Origin of the sequence: Streptomyces sp. So13.3 (genome assembly GCF_005860785.2) — a bacterium.
GTDB lineage: Bacteria > Actinomycetota > Actinomycetes > Streptomycetales > Streptomycetaceae > Actinacidiphila > Actinacidiphila fildesensis.
In genome coordinates this window covers 5,292,501-5,309,197 of sequence record NZ_CP048835.1, presented here as the reverse complement: position 1 = coordinate 5,309,197, position 16,697 = coordinate 5,292,501, and the positions used below count along the sequence as shown (strand labels likewise).

The 16,697-nt window shown below is 68.6% G+C and carries 13 protein-coding genes and 2 rRNA genes (1 of these 15 only partly in view); 7 read left to right on the top strand and 8 right to left on the bottom strand.

Features of this window, described 5'->3' with window-relative positions:
* Positions 1-103: 103 nt before the first annotated feature.
* On the bottom strand, positions 104-1,111 hold the full coding sequence (locus C8250_RS23880; RefSeq protein WP_138358465.1) for a bifunctional lytic transglycosylase/C40 family peptidase: 1,008 nt from the start codon (positions 1,109-1,111) through the stop codon (positions 104-106).
* 321 nt (positions 1,112-1,432) lie between these two features.
* On the opposite strand from C8250_RS23880, the gene C8250_RS23875 reads away from it, so the two are divergent.
* The 6 genes from C8250_RS23875 to C8250_RS23850 all read left to right on the top strand — a co-directional run bounded on the left by C8250_RS23875 (position 1,433) and on the right by C8250_RS23850 (position 8,699).
* Entirely contained in the window at positions 1,433-1,741 is a 309-nt protein-coding gene (locus C8250_RS23875) for a hypothetical protein (RefSeq protein ID WP_138358463.1), read from the top strand.
* An 80-nt stretch (positions 1,742-1,821) separates the two neighbouring features.
* A complete protein-coding gene (locus C8250_RS23870) occupies positions 1,822-2,646 on the top strand; it encodes a hypothetical protein (RefSeq protein ID WP_138358461.1) in 825 nt (274 codons plus the stop codon).
* Positions 2,636-3,976, top strand: coding sequence for a hypothetical protein (locus C8250_RS23865; RefSeq protein WP_138358459.1), 1,341 nt, complete (start codon positions 2,636-2,638; stop codon positions 3,974-3,976). The genes C8250_RS23870 and C8250_RS23865 overlap by 11 nt, the downstream gene beginning before the upstream one ends.
* Entirely contained in the window at positions 3,973-5,517 is a 1,545-nt protein-coding gene (locus tag C8250_RS23860; RefSeq protein WP_138358457.1) for an SCO6880 family protein, read from the top strand. The genes C8250_RS23865 and C8250_RS23860 overlap by 4 nt, the downstream gene beginning before the upstream one ends.
* 19 nt (positions 5,518-5,536) lie before the next feature.
* A complete protein-coding gene (locus C8250_RS23855) occupies positions 5,537-6,940 on the top strand; it encodes an ATP-binding protein (protein WP_138358497.1) in 1,404 nt (467 codons plus the stop codon).
* Position 6,941: 1 nt separating this feature from the next.
* Positions 6,942-8,699 carry a type IV secretory system conjugative DNA transfer family protein gene (locus C8250_RS23850; RefSeq protein WP_138358455.1) on the top strand — a complete coding sequence of 586 codons (1,758 nt, stop codon included), beginning with the start codon at positions 6,942-6,944 and terminating at the stop codon, positions 8,697-8,699.
* A 53-nt stretch (positions 8,700-8,752) separates the two neighbouring features.
* Here the strand turns inward: C8250_RS23850 and C8250_RS23845 are convergent, their stop codons facing one another.
* The 4 genes from C8250_RS23845 to C8250_RS23830 all read right to left on the bottom strand — a co-directional run bounded on the left by C8250_RS23845 (position 8,753) and on the right by C8250_RS23830 (position 13,425).
* Positions 8,753-9,835 (bottom strand): LacI family DNA-binding transcriptional regulator, encoded by a 1,083-nt coding sequence (locus C8250_RS23845; protein WP_138358453.1) that lies wholly within the window; start codon positions 9,833-9,835, stop codon positions 8,753-8,755.
* A 134-nt stretch (positions 9,836-9,969) separates the two neighbouring features.
* The gene (locus C8250_RS23840) at positions 9,970-11,625 is read right to left on the bottom strand and encodes an extracellular solute-binding protein (protein WP_138358451.1); all 1,656 of its coding nucleotides are present in this window, start codon (positions 11,623-11,625) and stop codon (positions 9,970-9,972) included.
* Between the two features lie 61 nt (positions 11,626-11,686).
* Positions 11,687-12,574, bottom strand: a complete 888-nt coding sequence (locus C8250_RS23835; protein WP_138358449.1) for a carbohydrate ABC transporter permease — start codon at positions 12,572-12,574, stop codon at positions 11,687-11,689.
* On the bottom strand, positions 12,571-13,425 hold the full coding sequence (locus C8250_RS23830) for an ABC transporter permease subunit (protein ID WP_138358495.1): 855 nt from the start codon (positions 13,423-13,425) through the stop codon (positions 12,571-12,573). The genes C8250_RS23835 and C8250_RS23830 overlap by 4 nt, the downstream gene beginning before the upstream one ends.
* A 309-nt stretch (positions 13,426-13,734) precedes the next feature.
* Here C8250_RS23830 and C8250_RS23825 point away from each other — a divergent pair, with 309 nt between their 5' ends.
* The gene (locus C8250_RS23825; protein WP_232485408.1) at positions 13,735-14,739 is read left to right on the top strand and encodes a hydroxyacid dehydrogenase; all 1,005 of its coding nucleotides are present in this window, start codon (positions 13,735-13,737) and stop codon (positions 14,737-14,739) included.
* Positions 14,740-14,763: 24 nt separating this feature from the next.
* Here the strand turns inward: C8250_RS23825 and C8250_RS23820 are convergent, their stop codons facing one another.
* The 3 genes from C8250_RS23820 to C8250_RS23810 all read right to left on the bottom strand — a co-directional run.
* Positions 14,764-15,273 carry a GNAT family N-acetyltransferase gene (locus C8250_RS23820; protein WP_138358447.1) on the bottom strand — a complete coding sequence of 170 codons (510 nt, stop codon included), beginning with the start codon at positions 15,271-15,273 and terminating at the stop codon, positions 14,764-14,766.
* 89 nt (positions 15,274-15,362) lie between these two features.
* Positions 15,363-15,479 (bottom strand): 5S ribosomal RNA (rrf, locus tag C8250_RS23815).
* A 78-nt stretch (positions 15,480-15,557) separates the two neighbouring features.
* A 23S ribosomal RNA gene (locus C8250_RS23810) occupies positions 15,558-16,697 on the bottom strand; it runs 1,985 nt beyond the window's last position.

Sequence of the window (16,697 nt, the reverse complement as noted above, 5' to 3'; positions counted from 1 at the left end):
CCTGTGCAACGGCGGACACGGTACGTAGCGTTCCGGTCTCTACCGGATGATCACCAGGAAGTTATCCAAGAGAGATCGGAAAGCGCATCCCCAGGCCAAAGCCTCACGCAGCGCCCGTAGTCGGCAGCGCCTGCGCTCCGTCCTTCGTCACGCGGGTCCCGCCGATGAAGTCCGGTGTGTCGATCTTGTCGAAGCGAATGACCGCGCCGGTGTACGGGGCGTTAATCATGTACCCACCCCCGACGTACAGTCCGACGTGGTGGATCGACCGGGGGTCGTTGAGGTCGGTGGCGAAGAAGACCAGATCGCCCGGCAGCAGTTCGTCCCGCTTCGGGTGCGGCCCCGCGTTCCACTGGTCGTTGGCCACCCGCGGCAGTTCGATGCCGACCGATTCGTAGGCCGCCTTCGTCAGCCCGGAACAGTCGAACCGCCCGCCCTGGTCGGCCGTCCCGTTGCCGCCCCACAGATACGGCGTGCCGAGCTTGCCCTGCGCGTAGTAGATCGCCGCCGCGGCCTGCTGGGACGGCGCCACGCGGCCCACGGGCGCGGCGAAGCTCTTCTCCAGCGTCCTGATCGTCTTCACGTAGTTCTGCGTCTCGCGGTACGGCGGGATCCCGCCCGCGTGGATCACCGCGTACGCACCCGCGTTGTACGCCGCGAGCATGTTGTCGCTGTGGTCCCCCGGCACGTCCTTCACGTACTTGGCCAGCTCGCAGTCGTACGAGGCGGCCGACGGGATCGCGTCCTGCGGGTCCCACACATCCCGCTTCCCGTCCCCGTTCCCGTCCACTCCGTGGGACGCCCAGGTACCCGGGATGAACTGCGCGATACCTTGCGCGGCGGCGGCGCTCTGCGCCCGCGGGTTCCAGCCGCTCTCCTGGTACAGCTGTGCGGCCAGCAGCGCCGGATTGATCTCCGGGCAGAGGTTGCCCCACTTCTGCACGATCGACTGGTACATCGCGGGCACCGAACCCTTGGCGAGCGTGACCGACCCGCCGCTCCCGCCGGCCAGCCCGGCGGCGGCCGAGAACGTGCCGATCACCAGCAGCGCCATGAACGAAAGGCACAGCCCGAAGCCGAGAGTGACGGTGAGCCAGACCTTCTTCGCCATCAGCCATGCCCTCTCAGGAGTGATGCACGGGCTGCGGGGCACCGATGGTGACGGTGCGCCAGACTTTCCGCAGCATTCGTCCGCGCCTTCGTTCCAATCGTTGCCCTACGGTGACGCTCGTGATACACAGAGTAGTCGTCTACGTCCCATCGAACACCGGTCCGTGCAACATTCTGGACGCTGCGGTCCGGATCACACGGGGGATCCGTCGAGAAAGTCGCCGAGTCGACAAGAACCGGTTGACACATCGGCCAAGATAGACCCTGGACCCTTGCGCCCCGGCGAGGGCTCCAACTGACCGAGCGGGGTGGTGAGTTCCATATGTTCTTGGCAGCCACAAAGGGCGACATCAACACCATTATCGGTGGCATCGCCCCCAACTGGGGGCCCTTCGGGTCCCTCGGGAACGAAGCACGCGTGATGATCGAAGTGGTCATGGCGGTAGCGATCCTGCTCTGCCTCGCCATCGCGATCTGGGGCGCGGCCAAACAGCGGATCGGCGCGACAGCCCTCCGCGACACCTTCAGCGCCGAACAGGGCAAGGGTCTGATCATCGCCGGCCTGACCGGCGTGTTCATCATCGGATCCCTCGGCACGCTGTTCACCATCGTCTACGGCATGGCCGTGTAGTCGTGTAGCCCAGAGCCAGCCTGTCCCATGTCCCCGGGAGCCCGTCCCAGGCCCCCTCCCCCACCTGAGGCTGCGTGCTGATGCCCACTCACCCCAGCAGCGATACCGGCCAGGACGGCCCACCGACGCGCACCCGCATGCCCGAAGGGCACGGCGGGCACGGCGCCGCGCCACGCCGCACCAAGCCGAGCCGCGCCCTGGTGACGGTCCTCGGCGTCGTCGTCCTCCTCGTCGCCGTGATCGTCCTCGCCAACCGGGGCGGTGGCAACACCGCCTCCGACGGCGCGTCCTCCGGCGGCACCAAGGGCACCAACGCCAACCCCACCGCCCCGACCGGCGACAAACCGGTCACGGGCAACAACGCGGGGATCGCGGCGGGCTTCGCGAAGTCGGAGCAGGGGGCACAGTCCGCGGCGGCGAACTACGCGGTGGCGCTGGGGGGTGACGGGATGTTCAACACGGACCGCCGCCACGCGATCATCGACGCGATCGCGGACAGGAGCACGGTCGGCACGATGCAGGCAGGCTTCGACACCAACTATTCGAAGGCCTTCCTGGCCGGCATCGGGCTGAGCGCCGACGGTGCCGCCCCGGCCGGTCTGACCTTCGTCGACCGCACCATCCCGGCCGGCACGAAGATCGACAAGTTCGACGGTGACACGGCGAACGTCTCGGTATGGTGCGCCGGCATGTTCGGCCTGGCGGGCAACGCCTCGACCAAACCGGTGACGAACAACTGGTTCACCGTCACTTTCACGCTGAAGTGGAACGGTTCGGACTGGAAGGTCCTCGATACCGGACAGAAGAAGGGCCCGACCCCAGTGAGCGGCGACAATCCGGTGTCCGGTGCTGGCGAGATCGCGGACGCGGTCAAGGGTTTCGGAGGGTTCACGTATGCGCGGTAGCCGACGTCTACGTGCCCTTTCGCTCACAGGAGTCGTGGCGGGCATCCAGACCGCCGCCGTTCTCCTGGCGACCCGCGCCGCCGCGGCCCCGACCCCTACTCCGACGCCGGCCCCCACGGCGAGCAGCGACCCCTGCGCGCTCATCTCGGGTCCCGCCAAGGAGTACTGCGAGAAGGGCAAAGGCGGCGGAGGCGGCCCCTCCAACCCCCTCCCCGACACCCTCGACCCCCTCAGCGCCCTCGCGAAGGGCTGTGCCGACGCCGCCTCCTGGGTGATCACCAAGCTCTCCAAGGCGATCACGTCCACCACACAGGTGGACTTCACCAACACCACCTTCCTGCGCCAGTACGCCGTCGTGTTCGCCGCCTCCACGATCCTCACGCTCGTCCTCTGGCTGCTGGCCGTCGCCAAGCGGGCCGTGCGCGGTGTGCCGCTGACGGAAGCGTTGACGGAGGCCGTGGGGTTCCTGTGGCTGACGGTGTTGGCCTCGGCGTTCACGCCGCTGGTGCTCTACACGGTGGTGTCGGCGACGGACGCCGTGACGGATGTGATCGCGGCCGGCACGTCGTCGAACACCAACACGTTCTTCGGCAACTTCTCCGCCGCCCTCGCCAAGGGCCAGGACATCGGCGGCGGCCCGATCATGCTGATCGTCGTGTCCATGGTGTCGGTGCTGGCCGCCGGCGTGCTGTGGCTGGAGCTGGTGATCAGGGCCGCGCTGCTCTACGTCGGCGCGCTGCTCGGCACCGCGGTGTACTCCGGGCTGGTCGACAAGAACATGTGGGGCCATGTCCGCCGCTGGGCGGGCATCATGATCGCGGTCATCCTCGTCAAACCGGTGATCGTGATCGTGCTGGGCCTGGCGGGGGCGCTGAGCGCGTCCGACGGGCCGAACTCGTTCTCCGCCGTCGTCTCGGGACTGGCGATCATCCTGCTGGCGATCTTCGCGAGCTTCATGATCTACCGCTTCGTGCCGGGCTTCGGCGATGACGTCGTGAGCCTGAAGAACAACCGCAAGGAAGCCGGCGGCGCCCAGGCCGCGGCCGTGATCTCCTCGCCCGCCGCGCTGGTGAAGCAGGGCATCAAGACGCACAGCGCGCGCGGTGGTCCGCAGGAGCAGGCAACCAGTGGGGGCGGCCAGCCGTCCAACCCGGTGTCCGGCGGCGTGGCCGCCCACGGCAGCCGCAACGGCAACCCCGGCCCGAGCGGCGGCGGAGGCGGTGGCGGAGGTTCGAACGGTGTCCCGGCGGCGCCCGCGCCCCGCACCACACCGGACCGCGGGAACAACAGCAACGGCAACGGAAACAAGCACGGAGGTGATCGCCGGTGACGTCCCAGCCCTTCACCCAGCCGCGCCGCACATATCTGATCGGCAAGGCCCGCCCGAACGCGATCGTCGGCAAGAACCGGGAGACCGGGGAGATCGCGCTGATCGTCGTCGGCGCGTTCCTGGGCATGATGTGCGGCCTGCTGGTCCCGATACTCCCGTTGCGCATCCTCACCCTCGTCGGGTGGCCGCTGCTGGCGTTCGCCGCCGTCTACATGCCGTACCGGCGGCGGACGTTCTACCGCTGGTTCGAGATCAACCGCACCTACCGCCGTACGCTGCGCCGCTCCCCCGCCTACCGGTCCGCGGTCTCCGAGGCCGGTATCGGGCTCGACGGGCGTGAGGTCGAGGTCGGGCCGCCGCCCGGCATCGGCCGGATCAACTGGCTGTCGGCGCCGTTCGGCCCCGACGAGATCGCCGTACTGCTGCACATCGACCGCAGGACCGTGACCGCCGCGATCGAGATCGAGGGCCCCGGCGTCGGGCTGCGCGACAGCGAGGACCAGGAAGCCCTGGTGGAACGGTTCGGCACGCTGCTCAAGCACGTGGCGAACGGCGACGGCTACGTCACCCGCCTCCAGATGCTGGCCCGTACGCTGCCCGCCGACCCGGACGCGCACGCGAAGGACGTCTCGCTGCGCGGTGACCCACAGGCCGAGTCCTGGCTCAAGGACTCCTACGAGCAGCTGCAGTCGATGGTGTCGACCTCCTCCGAGCAGCACCGGGCCTATCTCGTCGCCTGTATGCACTTCACCCGCGAGCTGGCCGCCGAGGGCCACGCGCTGGCCCGCGCGACCGTCACCCGCCGCTCCGAGGTCGACAAGGACGCGGGGCTCGCCGCCGTCATGGCCCGTGAGCTCACCGACATCTGCGCCCGGCTCGCCGAGGCGGACATCCGGGTCCGCCAGCCGCTCGGCCAGGCCCGGCTGTCGTCCCTCGTCCACTCGATGTACGACCCGGACCACCCCATCGACCACATCCAGGCGATGACCCGGCGCAACGCCTGGCCGGCCGAGCTGGATGCGACGGAGCCGACGTATCTGCAGGCCAAGACCCGCGAATCGTCCACCCGCGCGCCCTGGCACCACTCCACGGCCTGGGTGAAGGAATGGCCGATGACGCCCGTCGGCGTCAACTTCCTCGCCCCGCTGCTCGTCCACACCCCGGACGTGATCCGCACGGTCGCGGTCTGCATGGACCTGGAGCCGACCGATGTCGCCATCGAGCGGATGCTGACCGAGAAGACGAACGACGACGCGGACGCCAGCCGCGCCGCCAAGATGAACCGGGTGATCGACCCGCGCGACGTCGCCCACCACGGCCGCGTCGACCAGCGCGGCGAGGACCTCGCCAGCGGGGCCGCCGGAGTGAACCTCGTCGGCTACATCACCGTTTCCTCCCGCTCGCCCGAAGCCCTTGCGCGTGACAAGCGCACGATCCGCGCCTCAGCGGGTAAGTCGTATCTGAAACTGGAGTGGTGCGACCGCGAGCACCACCGTGCGTTCGTGAACACGCTGCCGTTCGCGACCGGAATCCGCCGCTAACAGGAGGCCCATCATGCCCATGCTGGACCCCCTCGCCGCGCTCACCGACGCGTTCACCGGCTTCCTGTTCGGGAAGGTGGAGTCGACGCGGCTGCCCGTCCGCACCTCCACCGGACAGGCGCAGGCCGTGTACCTGCCCACCGCGGCCCCCGGCCTCGGCGACTCCGGCGTGATCATCGGCCGCGAGGTGTACTCCGGCAAGGGCTACATCTACGACCCGTTCCAGCTCTACGGCCAGCAGCTGCCCGCCCCGCACTGGCTGGTGCTCGGTGAGTCCGGCAACGGCAAGTCCGCGCTGGAGAAGACGTACGTGCTGCGCCAGCTGCGCTTCCGCGACCGCCAGGTCGTCGTGCTCGACGCCCAGGGCGAGGACGGCGTCGGCGAATGGAACCTGATCGCGAAGGCGCTCGGAATAACTCCTATCCGCCTGGACCCGATGGCCGCCCTCAACGGCGGCATCAAGCTCAACCCGCTGGACCCGGCGATCGCCGCGACCGGGCAGCTCGCGCTGCTCCGCACGATCATCGAGGTCGCGATGGGGCGCGCCCTGGACGAGCGGTCCGGCTTCGCCCTCAAGGTCGCCCACGCGTATGTCACGGAGACCACCACCGAGCGGCAGCCGATCCTCACCGACATCGTCGAGCGGCTCCGACATCCCAGGCCGGACTCCGCCGAGGCGATGAACGTCGACGTCGACGACGTCCGGGCATGGGGCCTGGACGTGGCCCTCGTGCTGGACCGGCTGGTCGACGGTGACCTGCGCGGCATGTTCGACGGCCCGACGACCAACGGCATCGACCTGGACGCGCCACTGATCGTCTTCGACCTCTCCCACATCGACCGCAACTCGATCGCCATGCCCATCCTGATGGCCATCGTCGGCGTGTGGCTGGAGCACACCTGGATCCGGCCCGACCGGGTCAAGCGCGTCTTCCTGGTCGAAGAGGCCTGGCACATCATCAACAGCCCTTTCGTGGCCCAGCTCTTCCAGCGGCTGTTGAAGTTCGGCCGCCGCCTCGGCCTGTCCTTCGTCGCCGTCGTCCACCACCTGTCGGACGTCGTGGACGGCGCAGCGGCCAAGGAGGCCGCCGCCATCCTGAAGATGGCTTCGACGCGGACGATCTATGCCCAGAAGGCCGACGAGGCTCGCGCGACGGGTTTGGTCCTCGGCCTGCCCCGGTGGGCGGTGGAGATCATCCCGACGCTCACCCCGGGTATCGCGGTCTGGGACGTCAACGGCAACGTCCAGGTCGTCAAGCACCTGATCACCGAGTCCGAACGCCCGCTGGTCTTCACGGACAGCGCGATGACCCAGTCGTCCGTCGACCACACGGCCCAGGTCGAGGCGGAGGCGGTGGCCGACGCGGCCGCGGCCGCGGAGGTCTCGCTCGCGAAGCAGTTGGCCGACGACGCGGTGGCCTGACGTGGCGGCGGAGCGACGCGGGACCGCCGAGCGGCGGGCCGAGGGCGGTGTCCCCGACGGGCTGATCCTCGGGATCCTCGGCTTTCTGCTGGGCATGACCATCATGGTCTGGACGGCCACCGGCATCGCGGGGCTGTTCGCCCACGGCCAGTGGCCCACCGCGGTGCACTTCACCCGCACCCCGCTGGCCATGCGCCACCTCATCGGCGACCCGCACGACATCCCCGGCGCCTGGCCGGAGTCCCCGCCGCCCGAGCTCCCCGGCTCCGGGCTCTTCTGGGGCATCTTCATCGGCCAGTTGATGGTTCTCTTCGTCCTGACGGTCTTCCTGATCGGTGTCCTCACCCGGTACCGCGTGGTGCGCGCCAACCGCCGCGAGGCCCGCGCGGCGGCGAAAGCCGCCCAGGACACCGCCGGAGGAGAACAGTCCGAGGACATCGGCGCCGTACCCCGCCCCCGGCGACGTGAGCCCGACCGCGAGTCCGACCGCGAGCGGGAACGTCAGCCGGAGCCCGAACCCGAGCGGCGGCCGGAGCCGACGCCCGCCGTACCCACGGCCTACGAGGCGCAGCCCCCGGTCACCGCCCCCGCGCCGCCGCAGGGCCACGGCACCCCCGTCCAGCCGGAGTTCGCCCCGGTACCGGGCGGCCAGGGCGCTCCCGGCCAGCAGAACGCCGCCGTCCCCACGGGACACGGGATACCGCCGCTCGCCCCGCCCGCGGCCGACCCGCTCGCCAGCGGTGAACTGACCCGTACGTACGCCCTGTTCGCGGCCCCGCGCGGCGACAAGGCCAAGCGGGCCGTGGAGCCCGCGATCCTGAACGCCGCCGGCGCGGTGATCGTCACGACCGCCGACGCCGAGACGTACCGCAGGACCGTCGGCAACCGCAGCAAGCTGGGCCCGGTCACCGTCTACGATCCGGCGCATCTGATCGACCTTCCGGGCCGCCTCCGTTGGGCCCCGCACACCGGCTGCGAGGACGCGCCGAAGGCGGCGACCCGCGCCGCCGCACTCCTCGCACCGCTGCGGCCCACCAGCAGCCTGGACTCCCTCACGTTCGCGGCGGCGGAGACGCTGCTGCGCTGCTGGCTGCACGCGGCGGCCGTCGACGGACTGCCGTTCCGTCAGGTGCACCGCTGGGCGGCGGGCGGCGCCGCGGGCGGCGAGGCGGTACGGATCCTGCGTACGGCGCGAACGGCCGCTCCCGGCTGGAGCGGCGAGTTGGAGTCGATACTCCACGCCCACCCCGAGCGCCGGGATGCCGCGCAAGCGCTGATACACCGGGGGCTGGAGTGCCTCAACTCCATCCATATCAGGGACGCCTGCAATCCCGGTCGAGCCGGTGCACCCGATTGGGAGTCGTTCGTCTCCGAGAGGGGAACGCTCTACGTGGTGGGTGAAGCGATCGAGGATCCACGAGCCCGCCCGGGTGCGATGCCACTGCTGACCGCACTCGTATCGAGCGTGGTCGAGCACGGCCGGTCCATGGCTGCGAGGTCATCTGCCGGTCGGCTCGACCCACCAATCACGCTGGTCCTCGACGACATCGCGGCGCTTGCTCCGATCCCGGAGCTGCCCGCGCTGCTGGCCACCGGACAGGCCGACGGGCTTCCGGTGCTCGCGGTGTTCCGTTCGCCGGAACAGGCCAGGGACCGCTGGCGGACGGCGCTCTGGCAACAGGCGGACGTGCGCCTGTCGTTGGGCGATCCGGTCGGCGCGATCGCCGACGAGATCCCGGACGCCGTCCGGCTCGGCTAACCCGAACCGTCACCGTTCCTGCCGTCACCGTTCCTGATGGGCCGGCAGGACCATCAGCCCCGCGGCGCCCGTCCCACCGAATCGCGCACCACGATGTGCGTGCCCAGCAGATGGCGGCGCTGCGCCGGCCCGCCCGACACGTCCTCGGACAGCGCGATCCTGACCGCCTCGCGCCCCAGCTCGTACGAGGGGATGTGCACGGTCGTCAGGGGCGGGTTGAGGTCCTGCGCGAAATGCTCGTTGTTGTAGCCGACGACCGACACGTCCTCGGGAGTCCGCAGTCCGGCGTCGCGCAGCGCGGACATCGCACCCGCCGCGACCAGGTCGTCGCCCGCGAAGACCGCCGTGAACTCCGGTCTGCCGCCCGACACCGCGATCATGGACCGGACCGCCGCATAGGCGTTGTCCCGCCCCATGCCCGATCCGGAGACCTGCGCCGGCTCCGGGTCCAGACCGTGGTCGGCGAGCGCCCGGCGGTACCCGGAGAGGCGCGGCTCGAAGGTGCTGTGGCCCGGGATCCCGCCGAGGAACAGGATCCGCCGGTGCCCGGCCGACAGCAGATGGCTGGTGATCGCATAGGCGCCCGCCTCGTTGTCGTACTCGACGACGAGCACCGGCATGTCCGGGGTGGGCGCCGGGCGGCCGCACAGCACCAGCCGGGACCCGGCCGCCGACAGCGCGTGCGCGTACTCGTTCAGCCGGGCCCGGTACGGTTCGTCCTCGACGGCGCCGCCGACCAGCACCACCACCTCGGCGCGCTGCTCGCGCATCATCTGCACGAGCGCCAGCTCCCGCGCGATGTCCCCGCCGTGGCTGCACACCAGGCACAGCCGGCCGCGGGCCGCGGCCTCCTGCTCGACGCCCTGGGCGACCTCGGCGTAGAACGGGCTGTCGACGGCCTGCACGATCACCGCGACGGTCTTCGGACCGGTCCCGGCCAGCGCCCGCGCCCGCGCGTCGATGACGTAGTCCAGGTCCTTCACCGCCCGCAGCACCTTCGCGCGCGCCGCGGCGGACGTCGGATAGTTCCCGGCCAGGACCCGCGAGACCGTCGCGACCGATACGCCCGCCCGCTCGGCGACGTCCCGGATGGTCACCCGACGCTGACCGCCGGCCCGTGATGCTGCTTCCGTCATGCCCGCATGCCTGCCGTCCGATTCCGTGCGCCCCACCCCACGCTGCCACCCAGCGTAGTCGTGCCACGCCCGGCGGCAGCGCCCTCCACACCCACTGATCCGCAGAGCGGATCCCCGCCCGCTCAGGCGCCCGCTCAGGTGTTGGCGGCGTAGTCCTTGGCCAGCTCGTCGGCCATCTTCGCGCGGCCGTCGTTGCGCATCTTCTTGACCGCCGCGTCCCATTCGCCGATCGGCTTCCGTCCGGCCACGATGCTCATCACGCTGTCCTTCAGATACTGGTCGATAGTGGCGCCGACCCGGCTCAGCGTCGCCGACTGCAGTCCGAAGCGCGGATTGCGGACCATCATCGGCATGGCCTTGACCTGCCACGCGTGGTTGATCCGGACCGCCTCCGGCCGGCCGGGGATGAAGAGCACCTGCGGCGCGTCGCACAGGTACTTGAACGGCAGGTTGGTGTTGCCCTCCAGCAGCCCCAGGTCGTTCAGCTTGGGCGACCCGTCGGCACCGCGGCTGAAGTGGGTGCCCTCGATGCCGAAGTGCAGCAGCTCGTACTCCTTGCTGCCGAACGGCGAGGCGAGATAGTCCAGCACCCGCAGCATGAGCTTGATCCGGTCGTTCGACGCCTTCTTCAGCACGGTGTAGCCGAAGATGTTGCGCGCCTGCTGGATCGCCGGCTTCGCACCGCCCGAGCCGCTCGCGTCGTACGGCAGCGCGACGTCCAGGTCGAACTTCCCCTTGATGCCCTGGACGTTGCTGATCAGCGCGCCGAAACCGTCCGTCATCGAGCCGACGGTGCCGTTGTAGAACTGCGTCTTGAGATCCACCTGCGAGGTCGCCGAGGCGTTCGGCTCGAACACCCCGGCCGACCGCAGCTTCGCCATGTACTCGATGGCCGCCCGGAATTCGGAGGTGGCGTACGCGTCGGTGAACGTGCCGCCCTCCACCTTCCACTCGTAGGGCGCACCGAACGCCATCGCGTGCAGGTTGAGCCCGAACACGCCCTGCTGCGAGGCACCCAGCGCGTACGTCCTGCCCTTGGTCGCGGCCTTCGACACGGCCAGGAAGTCGTCCGCGGTCCAGCCGTCCTTCATCCCGGCCCCGGCGAACAGGTTCCGGTTGATCCACAGCTGGTTGCCGGGCTTGGAGCGCTCCACCGGCACCCCGAAGATCCGGCCGCCGATACGGCCCATGTCCTGCCAGGCGTACCTGGGGATGTTCGCCAGGTTCGGGTACTGCTTGACGGCGTCGCCCGACAGCAACTCCGACAGGTCGGCGCACTTGGACTGCACGAACTCGGCCTCGCGCGGCAGCACGTACCCGCCGCCGATGTTGATGATGTCCGGCAGGTCGTCGCCGGCCATCAGCGTCGCCATCTTGTTGGGGTAGTCCGAGTCCGGGACGACCGTGTACTCGATCTTCACGCCCAGCGCCTCGTTGACGGCCGTCCAGAACTTATTCTGCGCGGCCGCCTTGGGCGGCGTCCCGTACGTGATCGTCAGCACCTTGATCGTGCTGCCGTCACCCGGCTTGGCGGCCACCGCCCGCACCAGGTTCTTCGGGTAGGAGGTGAAGCCGGCCTGCACACCGTTCGCCGAACCCGGCAGGTCAGGCACCGGCCCCTGGAAGGGCAGATGCGTCGGCCAGGCGGCCAGCTTCTTGCCGGCGTTGGAGACGTCGTGCCCGCCCGCGGAGGACGAACAGGCGGTGAGGACGGACGGGACCGCGAGGGCGGCGCCACCGGCGGCGATCGAGCGCAGCAGGGTACGCCGCGAGTACGACGAGGAACTCAACGGAGGTGTCCTTTCGGAAGGAAGACTCGCAACGGAGGACTCGCGAAGGTGGGCGGGGAGCTCAGCTCTTGATGGCGCCGGTGAGCACGCCCTTGGTGAAGTACTTCTGCAGGAAGGGGTAGACGACGAGGATCGGCACCGTGGCCACGACGAGCACCGCCATCTGGATCGTCTGCGGCGCCGACACCATGCCCGCCTCGCTCACCCCGGTGTCGGCGATCTGCGCGCCGTTGATCACATACGTCCGCAGCACCTGCTGCAGCGGCCAGTGGTCGGAGTTGAGATAGATCGAGGCGTAGAACCAGGCGTTCCAGTAGGAGACCGCGTAGAAGAGCCCGACGACGGCCAGTGCCGCTTTGGAGAGCGGAAGGACGATCTTCCGTAGCACCGTCCAGTCCCCCGCCCCGTCGAGCCGGGCCGCCTCGTACAGTTCCTCGGGCACCGACTGGAAGAAGCCGCGCAGCACGATCAGATTGAAGACGTTGATCAGCACGGGAGCGACCAGCGAGGAGTAGCTGTCCAGCATGCCCAGCCCCTTGACCAGCAGGAAGCCGGGGATCATGCCGGGCGGGAAGAGAAACGTGAAGAGGATCAGCAGCAGCACCGGGCGGCCGCCGAAGACCCCGGGGCGGCTCAGCGCGTAGGCCAGTCCGATGGTGCACGCGAGGCTCACAGCCGTACCGACGATCGTCACCCCGGCGCTCACCATCAGCGCATGGCCGACGATCCCGCCGTCGAAGATCTGGTGGTAGGCGCGCAGGGTCGGGTGCTGCGGCCACAGCACCCAGCCGCCGTTGTCCACGACCTCCTGGTGGGAGGCCAGACTGGTCGAGACGATGATCAGGAACGGGACGAGGACCAGCGCCACGACCGCCGTCAGCGCCACGGCCTTCGCCGCCCGCGTGACCGGCCGCGGCTTCTCCATCCAGCTGGGTCGGACAGCGCTCATCGGTACACCCCCTGCTCCCCGAGGCGATGGGCGATCTTGTTCGCCGTGTAGACCAGCGCGGCACCGACCAGGCCCTTGAACAGCCCCGCGGCGGCGGCGAACCCGAAGTCGCCGCCGATGATGCCCTTGTAGTAGACGAAGGTGTCGATGATCTCCGCCGCCTCCGGCCCCACGGCCGGGCGCTGCAGCAGCATCTGCTCGAAGCCGACGGACAGCACGTCGCCGAGCCGCATGATCAGCAGCAGCACGACAATGGGCCGCACGGCGGGCAGCGTGACGTGCCAGAAGCGCCGCCACGGTCCGGCGCCGTCGATCGCGGCCGCCTCGTACTGCTGCTCGTCGACCTGGGCGAGCGCGGCGAGGAAGATGATCGTCCCCCAGCCGGCGTCCTTCCAGATCACCTGCGCCACGACCAGCGGTTTGAAGGCATCGGGGTTCCCGATGATGTCGACGCTGTGCAGCCCGGCGTCGCCGAGCGCGCTGTTCAGCAGGCCGGTGTCGCCCAGCAGTTGCTGGAAGAGCGCGACGACGATCACCCAGGACAGGAAGTGCGGGAGATACGCGACGCTCTGGACGAAACGCCGGACGCTGTCCCTCGTCAGGCTGTGCAGGAGCATGGCGAGCGCGAGCGGGACGGGGAAGTAGAACGCCAGCTGCAGCAGCGCTATCCACAGGGTGTTGACAACGGCCGCCCAGAAGTCGGTGTCCTCGACCATCCGCTGGAAGTTCTCCGGCCCGATCCACTGGCTGGCCCACAGCCCGTCGAACGGCACGTAGTCCTTGAACGCGATGACGTTGCCGGCCATCGCGCCGTAGTGGAACAGCAGGAAGTACGCCAGTCCCGGCAGCATCAGCAGCAGCAGGACCCGGTCCTTGCGAAACCGCTTCCACCGCGAGTCCCGGCGGGGCGGCCCACCCGGCTCGGCCGCCCACCCCTCCCGTTCCTGCTCCTCGAAGGGCGCTACGACCGCATGACTGCGGTCGGTGGCGCCCCGATTGGCTATCGCCATCGCGTCCTCCCTGACGGTCAAGGTGGGAGGAAACTAAACCGGTTACTACGCAGGGTCAAGACCTTCAACCAGTGTTGTTCTTGACCTGAGGGGCTGGCCGTTCTAGCCTCCGATCAACATCAAGTAACCGTTTACATCGTGGGGGTTGTCATGCCGGACCGACCGACCGCAGTCCTGGCCATGCGCGCGGACGTGGTCGACGCGGTACTCCCCGCCGATCTGCGGGCCCGGCTCGAGAGCTGCGTACGACTCCATCCCGACGTCATCACCAGCGGCTTCGACACCCTCGCGGCCCGCACGGCACTCCGCGCCGCGGACCTGCTCATCACCGGCTGGGGCTGCCCCCTCATCGGCCCGGACACCCTCGCCGCGACCCCCCGGCTGGGCGCCGTCATCCACGCCGCCGGCACCGTCAAGGACCATGTGCACCCGGCCGTCTGGCAGCGCGGAATCTCCGTCTCCTCCGCGGCCGACGCCAACGCGGGCCCGGTCATCGAGTTCGCTCTGGCCACCATCGTGCTGGCCGCCCGCCGCACCCTGGGCACCGCAACCCAGTACGCCCGCGGCGACCTGCCGGGCTTCGGCGAACGTCAGGGGGGCGACGGGGCGACCATCGGCGTCATCGGGGCTTCCCGTATCGGCCGAGGCGTCATCGACCGCCTCACGACCGCGAGCGCCGGCTACCGCGTGCTCCTCGCCGACCCGTATGTATCGGCGCAGACGGCCGCCGAACTCGGCGTCCAGCTCGTGGAGTTGGACGACCTGTGCCGGTCCTCCGACGTCGTCACCGTCCATGCCCCGGATCTGCCCGAGACGCACCATCTGCTCGACGCCCGGCGGCTGGCCCTGCTCCGCGACGGCGCCGCACTCATCAACACCGCCCGCGGCCGGCTCATCGACACCGACGCCCTGGTCCGCGCATGCTCCACCGGCCGCCTGGAGGCCTACCTCGACGTCTCGGAACCGGAGCCACTCCCTCACGGCCACCCGCTGTTCGGCCTCCCCAACGTCCTGGTCACGCCGCACATCGCCGGCTGCCAGGGCAGCGAGGTCCGCCGCCTCGGCGCCTACGCCGTCGACGAAGTACGGCGCTGGACCCGGGGCGAGCGTCTGTTGGGCGAGGTCAGCGCGGCCGACCTGGAGCGCATCGCGTAGCCCCGCGGTTGCGTGGGCTCGTGCTCAGGAAGGGCGGGGGAGCTCCATCTCGTACTCGGTCTGCGACTCGTCGAGCGGGAACGCCATCGTCTCGCCGGTCCTCGTGAACCCCAGCCGCGCGTAGAACGCCTGCGCCCGCGCGTTGTCCTCGTGCACCCACAGCCGGACCCGGCCGATCTTCTCGGGCAGTTCCCAGGACCAGTCGATCGCGGCCCGCAGCATCCGCTCGGACAGCCCGTTGCCGCGGCCCTCCGGCGCCATGTAGACGCCGACGATATGGGTCTGCGGGACCGGGAACGCCGCTCCGACCTCCACCAGCACGGTTGCGGAACCCACCCATTCGCCGGCCTCGTTGACGGCCACGAACCCGGGGGTGGTCCCTCTGCGCTGCCACGTCTCCTCGGGGAAGGCCGCTTCCGTCTCGTAGGTGTTGACGAAGGCCACGCTGCTCGCCGGATCCAGAAGCGCGGCCAGCCTCAGCTGCCTCCGCTGCTGCCACTCGTGCGGCTGGGTGGCACGTATCTCGTATCCCATAGGGCGATCGTGTCAGCCGTCCGGGCAGCATCGCAACGCAAAAAACCTCAGGCCCGGGATCAGAGATCCCGGGCCTGAGGCCAATGATTGTTCGGCGGCGTCCTACTCTCCCACAGGGTCCCCCCTGCAGTACCATCGGCGCTGAAAGGCTTAGCTTCCGGGTTCGGAATGTAACCGGGCGTTTCCCTAACGCTATGACCACCGAAACACTATGAAGTTAACCAACCGGGTGTTATCACGGTTCGTTACTTCAGAACTACACAGTGGACGCGAAGCAAAAATAGTTAGACAAGCCCTCGGCCTATTAGTACCAGTCAGCTCCACCCGTTACCGGGCTTCCACATCTGGCCTATCAACCCAGTCGTCTACTGGGAGCCTTAACCCCTCAAAGGGGGTGGGAATACTCATCTCGAAGCAGGCTTCCCGCTTAGATGCTTTCAGCGGTTATCCTTTCCGAACGTAGCCAACCAGCCATGCCCTTGGCAGGACAACTGGCACACCAGAGGTTCGTCCGTCCCGGTCCTCTCGTACTAGGGACAGCCCTTCTCAATATTCCTACGCGCGCAGCGGATAGGGACCGAACTGTCTCACGACGTTCTAAACCCAGCTCGCGTACCGCTTTAATGGGCGAACAGCCCAACCCTTGGGACCGACTCCAGCCCCAGGATGCGACGAGCCGACATCGAGGTGCCAAACCATCCCGTCGATATGGACTCTTGGGGAAGATCAGCCTGTTATCCCCGGGGTACCTTTTATCCGTTGAGCGACGGCGCTTCCACAAGCCACCGCCGGATCACTAGTCCCGACTTTCGTCCCTGCTCGACCCGTCAGTCTCACAGTCAAGCTCCCTTGTGCACTTACACTCAACACCTGATTGCCAACCAGGCTGAGGGAACCTTTGGGCGCCTCCGTTACTCTTTAGGAGGCAACCGCCCCAGTTAAACTACCCACCAGACACTGTCCCTGATCCGGATCACGGACCGAGGTTAGACATCCAGCACGACCAGAGTGGTATTTCAACGACGACTCCACAACAGCTGGCGCTGCCGCTTCAAAGTCTCCCACCTATCCTACACAAGCCGAACCGAACACCAATATCAAGCTATAGTAAAGGTCCCGGGGTCTTTCCGTCCTGCTGCGCGAAACGAGCATCTTTACTCGTAGTGCAATTTCACCGGGCCTATGGTTGAGACAGTCGAGAAGTCGTTACGCCATTCGTGCAGGTCGGAACTTACCCGACAAGGAATTTCGCTACCTTAGGATGGTTATAGTTACCACCGCCGTTTACTGGCGCTTAAGTTCTCAGCTTCGCCACACCGAAATGTGACTAACCGGTCCCCTTAACGTTCCAGCACCGGGCAGGCGTCAGTCCGTATACATCGCCTTACGGCTTCGCACGGACCTGTGTTTTTAGTAAACAGTCG

What these genes read in the sequence shown, in the direction of transcription:
- C8250_RS23880 (WP_138358465.1), bottom strand. Translation starts at nt 1,111, where the DNA reads ATGGCGAAGAAGGTCTGGCTCACCGTCACTCTCGGCTTCGGGCTGTGC.
- C8250_RS23835 (WP_138358449.1), bottom strand. Translation starts at nt 12,574, where the DNA reads ATGAGCGCTGTCCGACCCAGCTGGATGGAGAAGCCGCGGCCGGTCACG.
- C8250_RS23820 (WP_138358447.1), bottom strand. Translation starts at nt 15,273, where the DNA reads ATGGGATACGAGATACGTGCCACCCAGCCGCACGAGTGGCAGCAGCGG.
- C8250_RS23855 (WP_138358497.1), top strand. Translation starts at nt 5,537, where the DNA reads ATGCTGGACCCCCTCGCCGCGCTCACCGACGCGTTCACCGGCTTCCTG.
- C8250_RS23875 (WP_138358463.1), top strand. Translation starts at nt 1,433, where the DNA reads ATGTTCTTGGCAGCCACAAAGGGCGACATCAACACCATTATCGGTGGC.
- C8250_RS23870 (WP_138358461.1), top strand. Translation starts at nt 1,822, where the DNA reads ATGCCCACTCACCCCAGCAGCGATACCGGCCAGGACGGCCCACCGACG.
- C8250_RS23830 (WP_138358495.1), bottom strand. Translation starts at nt 13,425, where the DNA reads ATGCTGCCGGGACTGGCGTACTTCCTGCTGTTCCACTACGGCGCGATG.
- C8250_RS23845 (WP_138358453.1), bottom strand. Translation starts at nt 9,835, where the DNA reads ATGACGGAAGCAGCATCACGGGCCGGCGGTCAGCGTCGGGTGACCATC.
- C8250_RS23825 (WP_232485408.1), top strand. Translation starts at nt 13,735, where the DNA reads ATGCCGGACCGACCGACCGCAGTCCTGGCCATGCGCGCGGACGTGGTC.
- C8250_RS23865 (WP_138358459.1), top strand. Translation starts at nt 2,636, where the DNA reads ATGCGCGGTAGCCGACGTCTACGTGCCCTTTCGCTCACAGGAGTCGTG.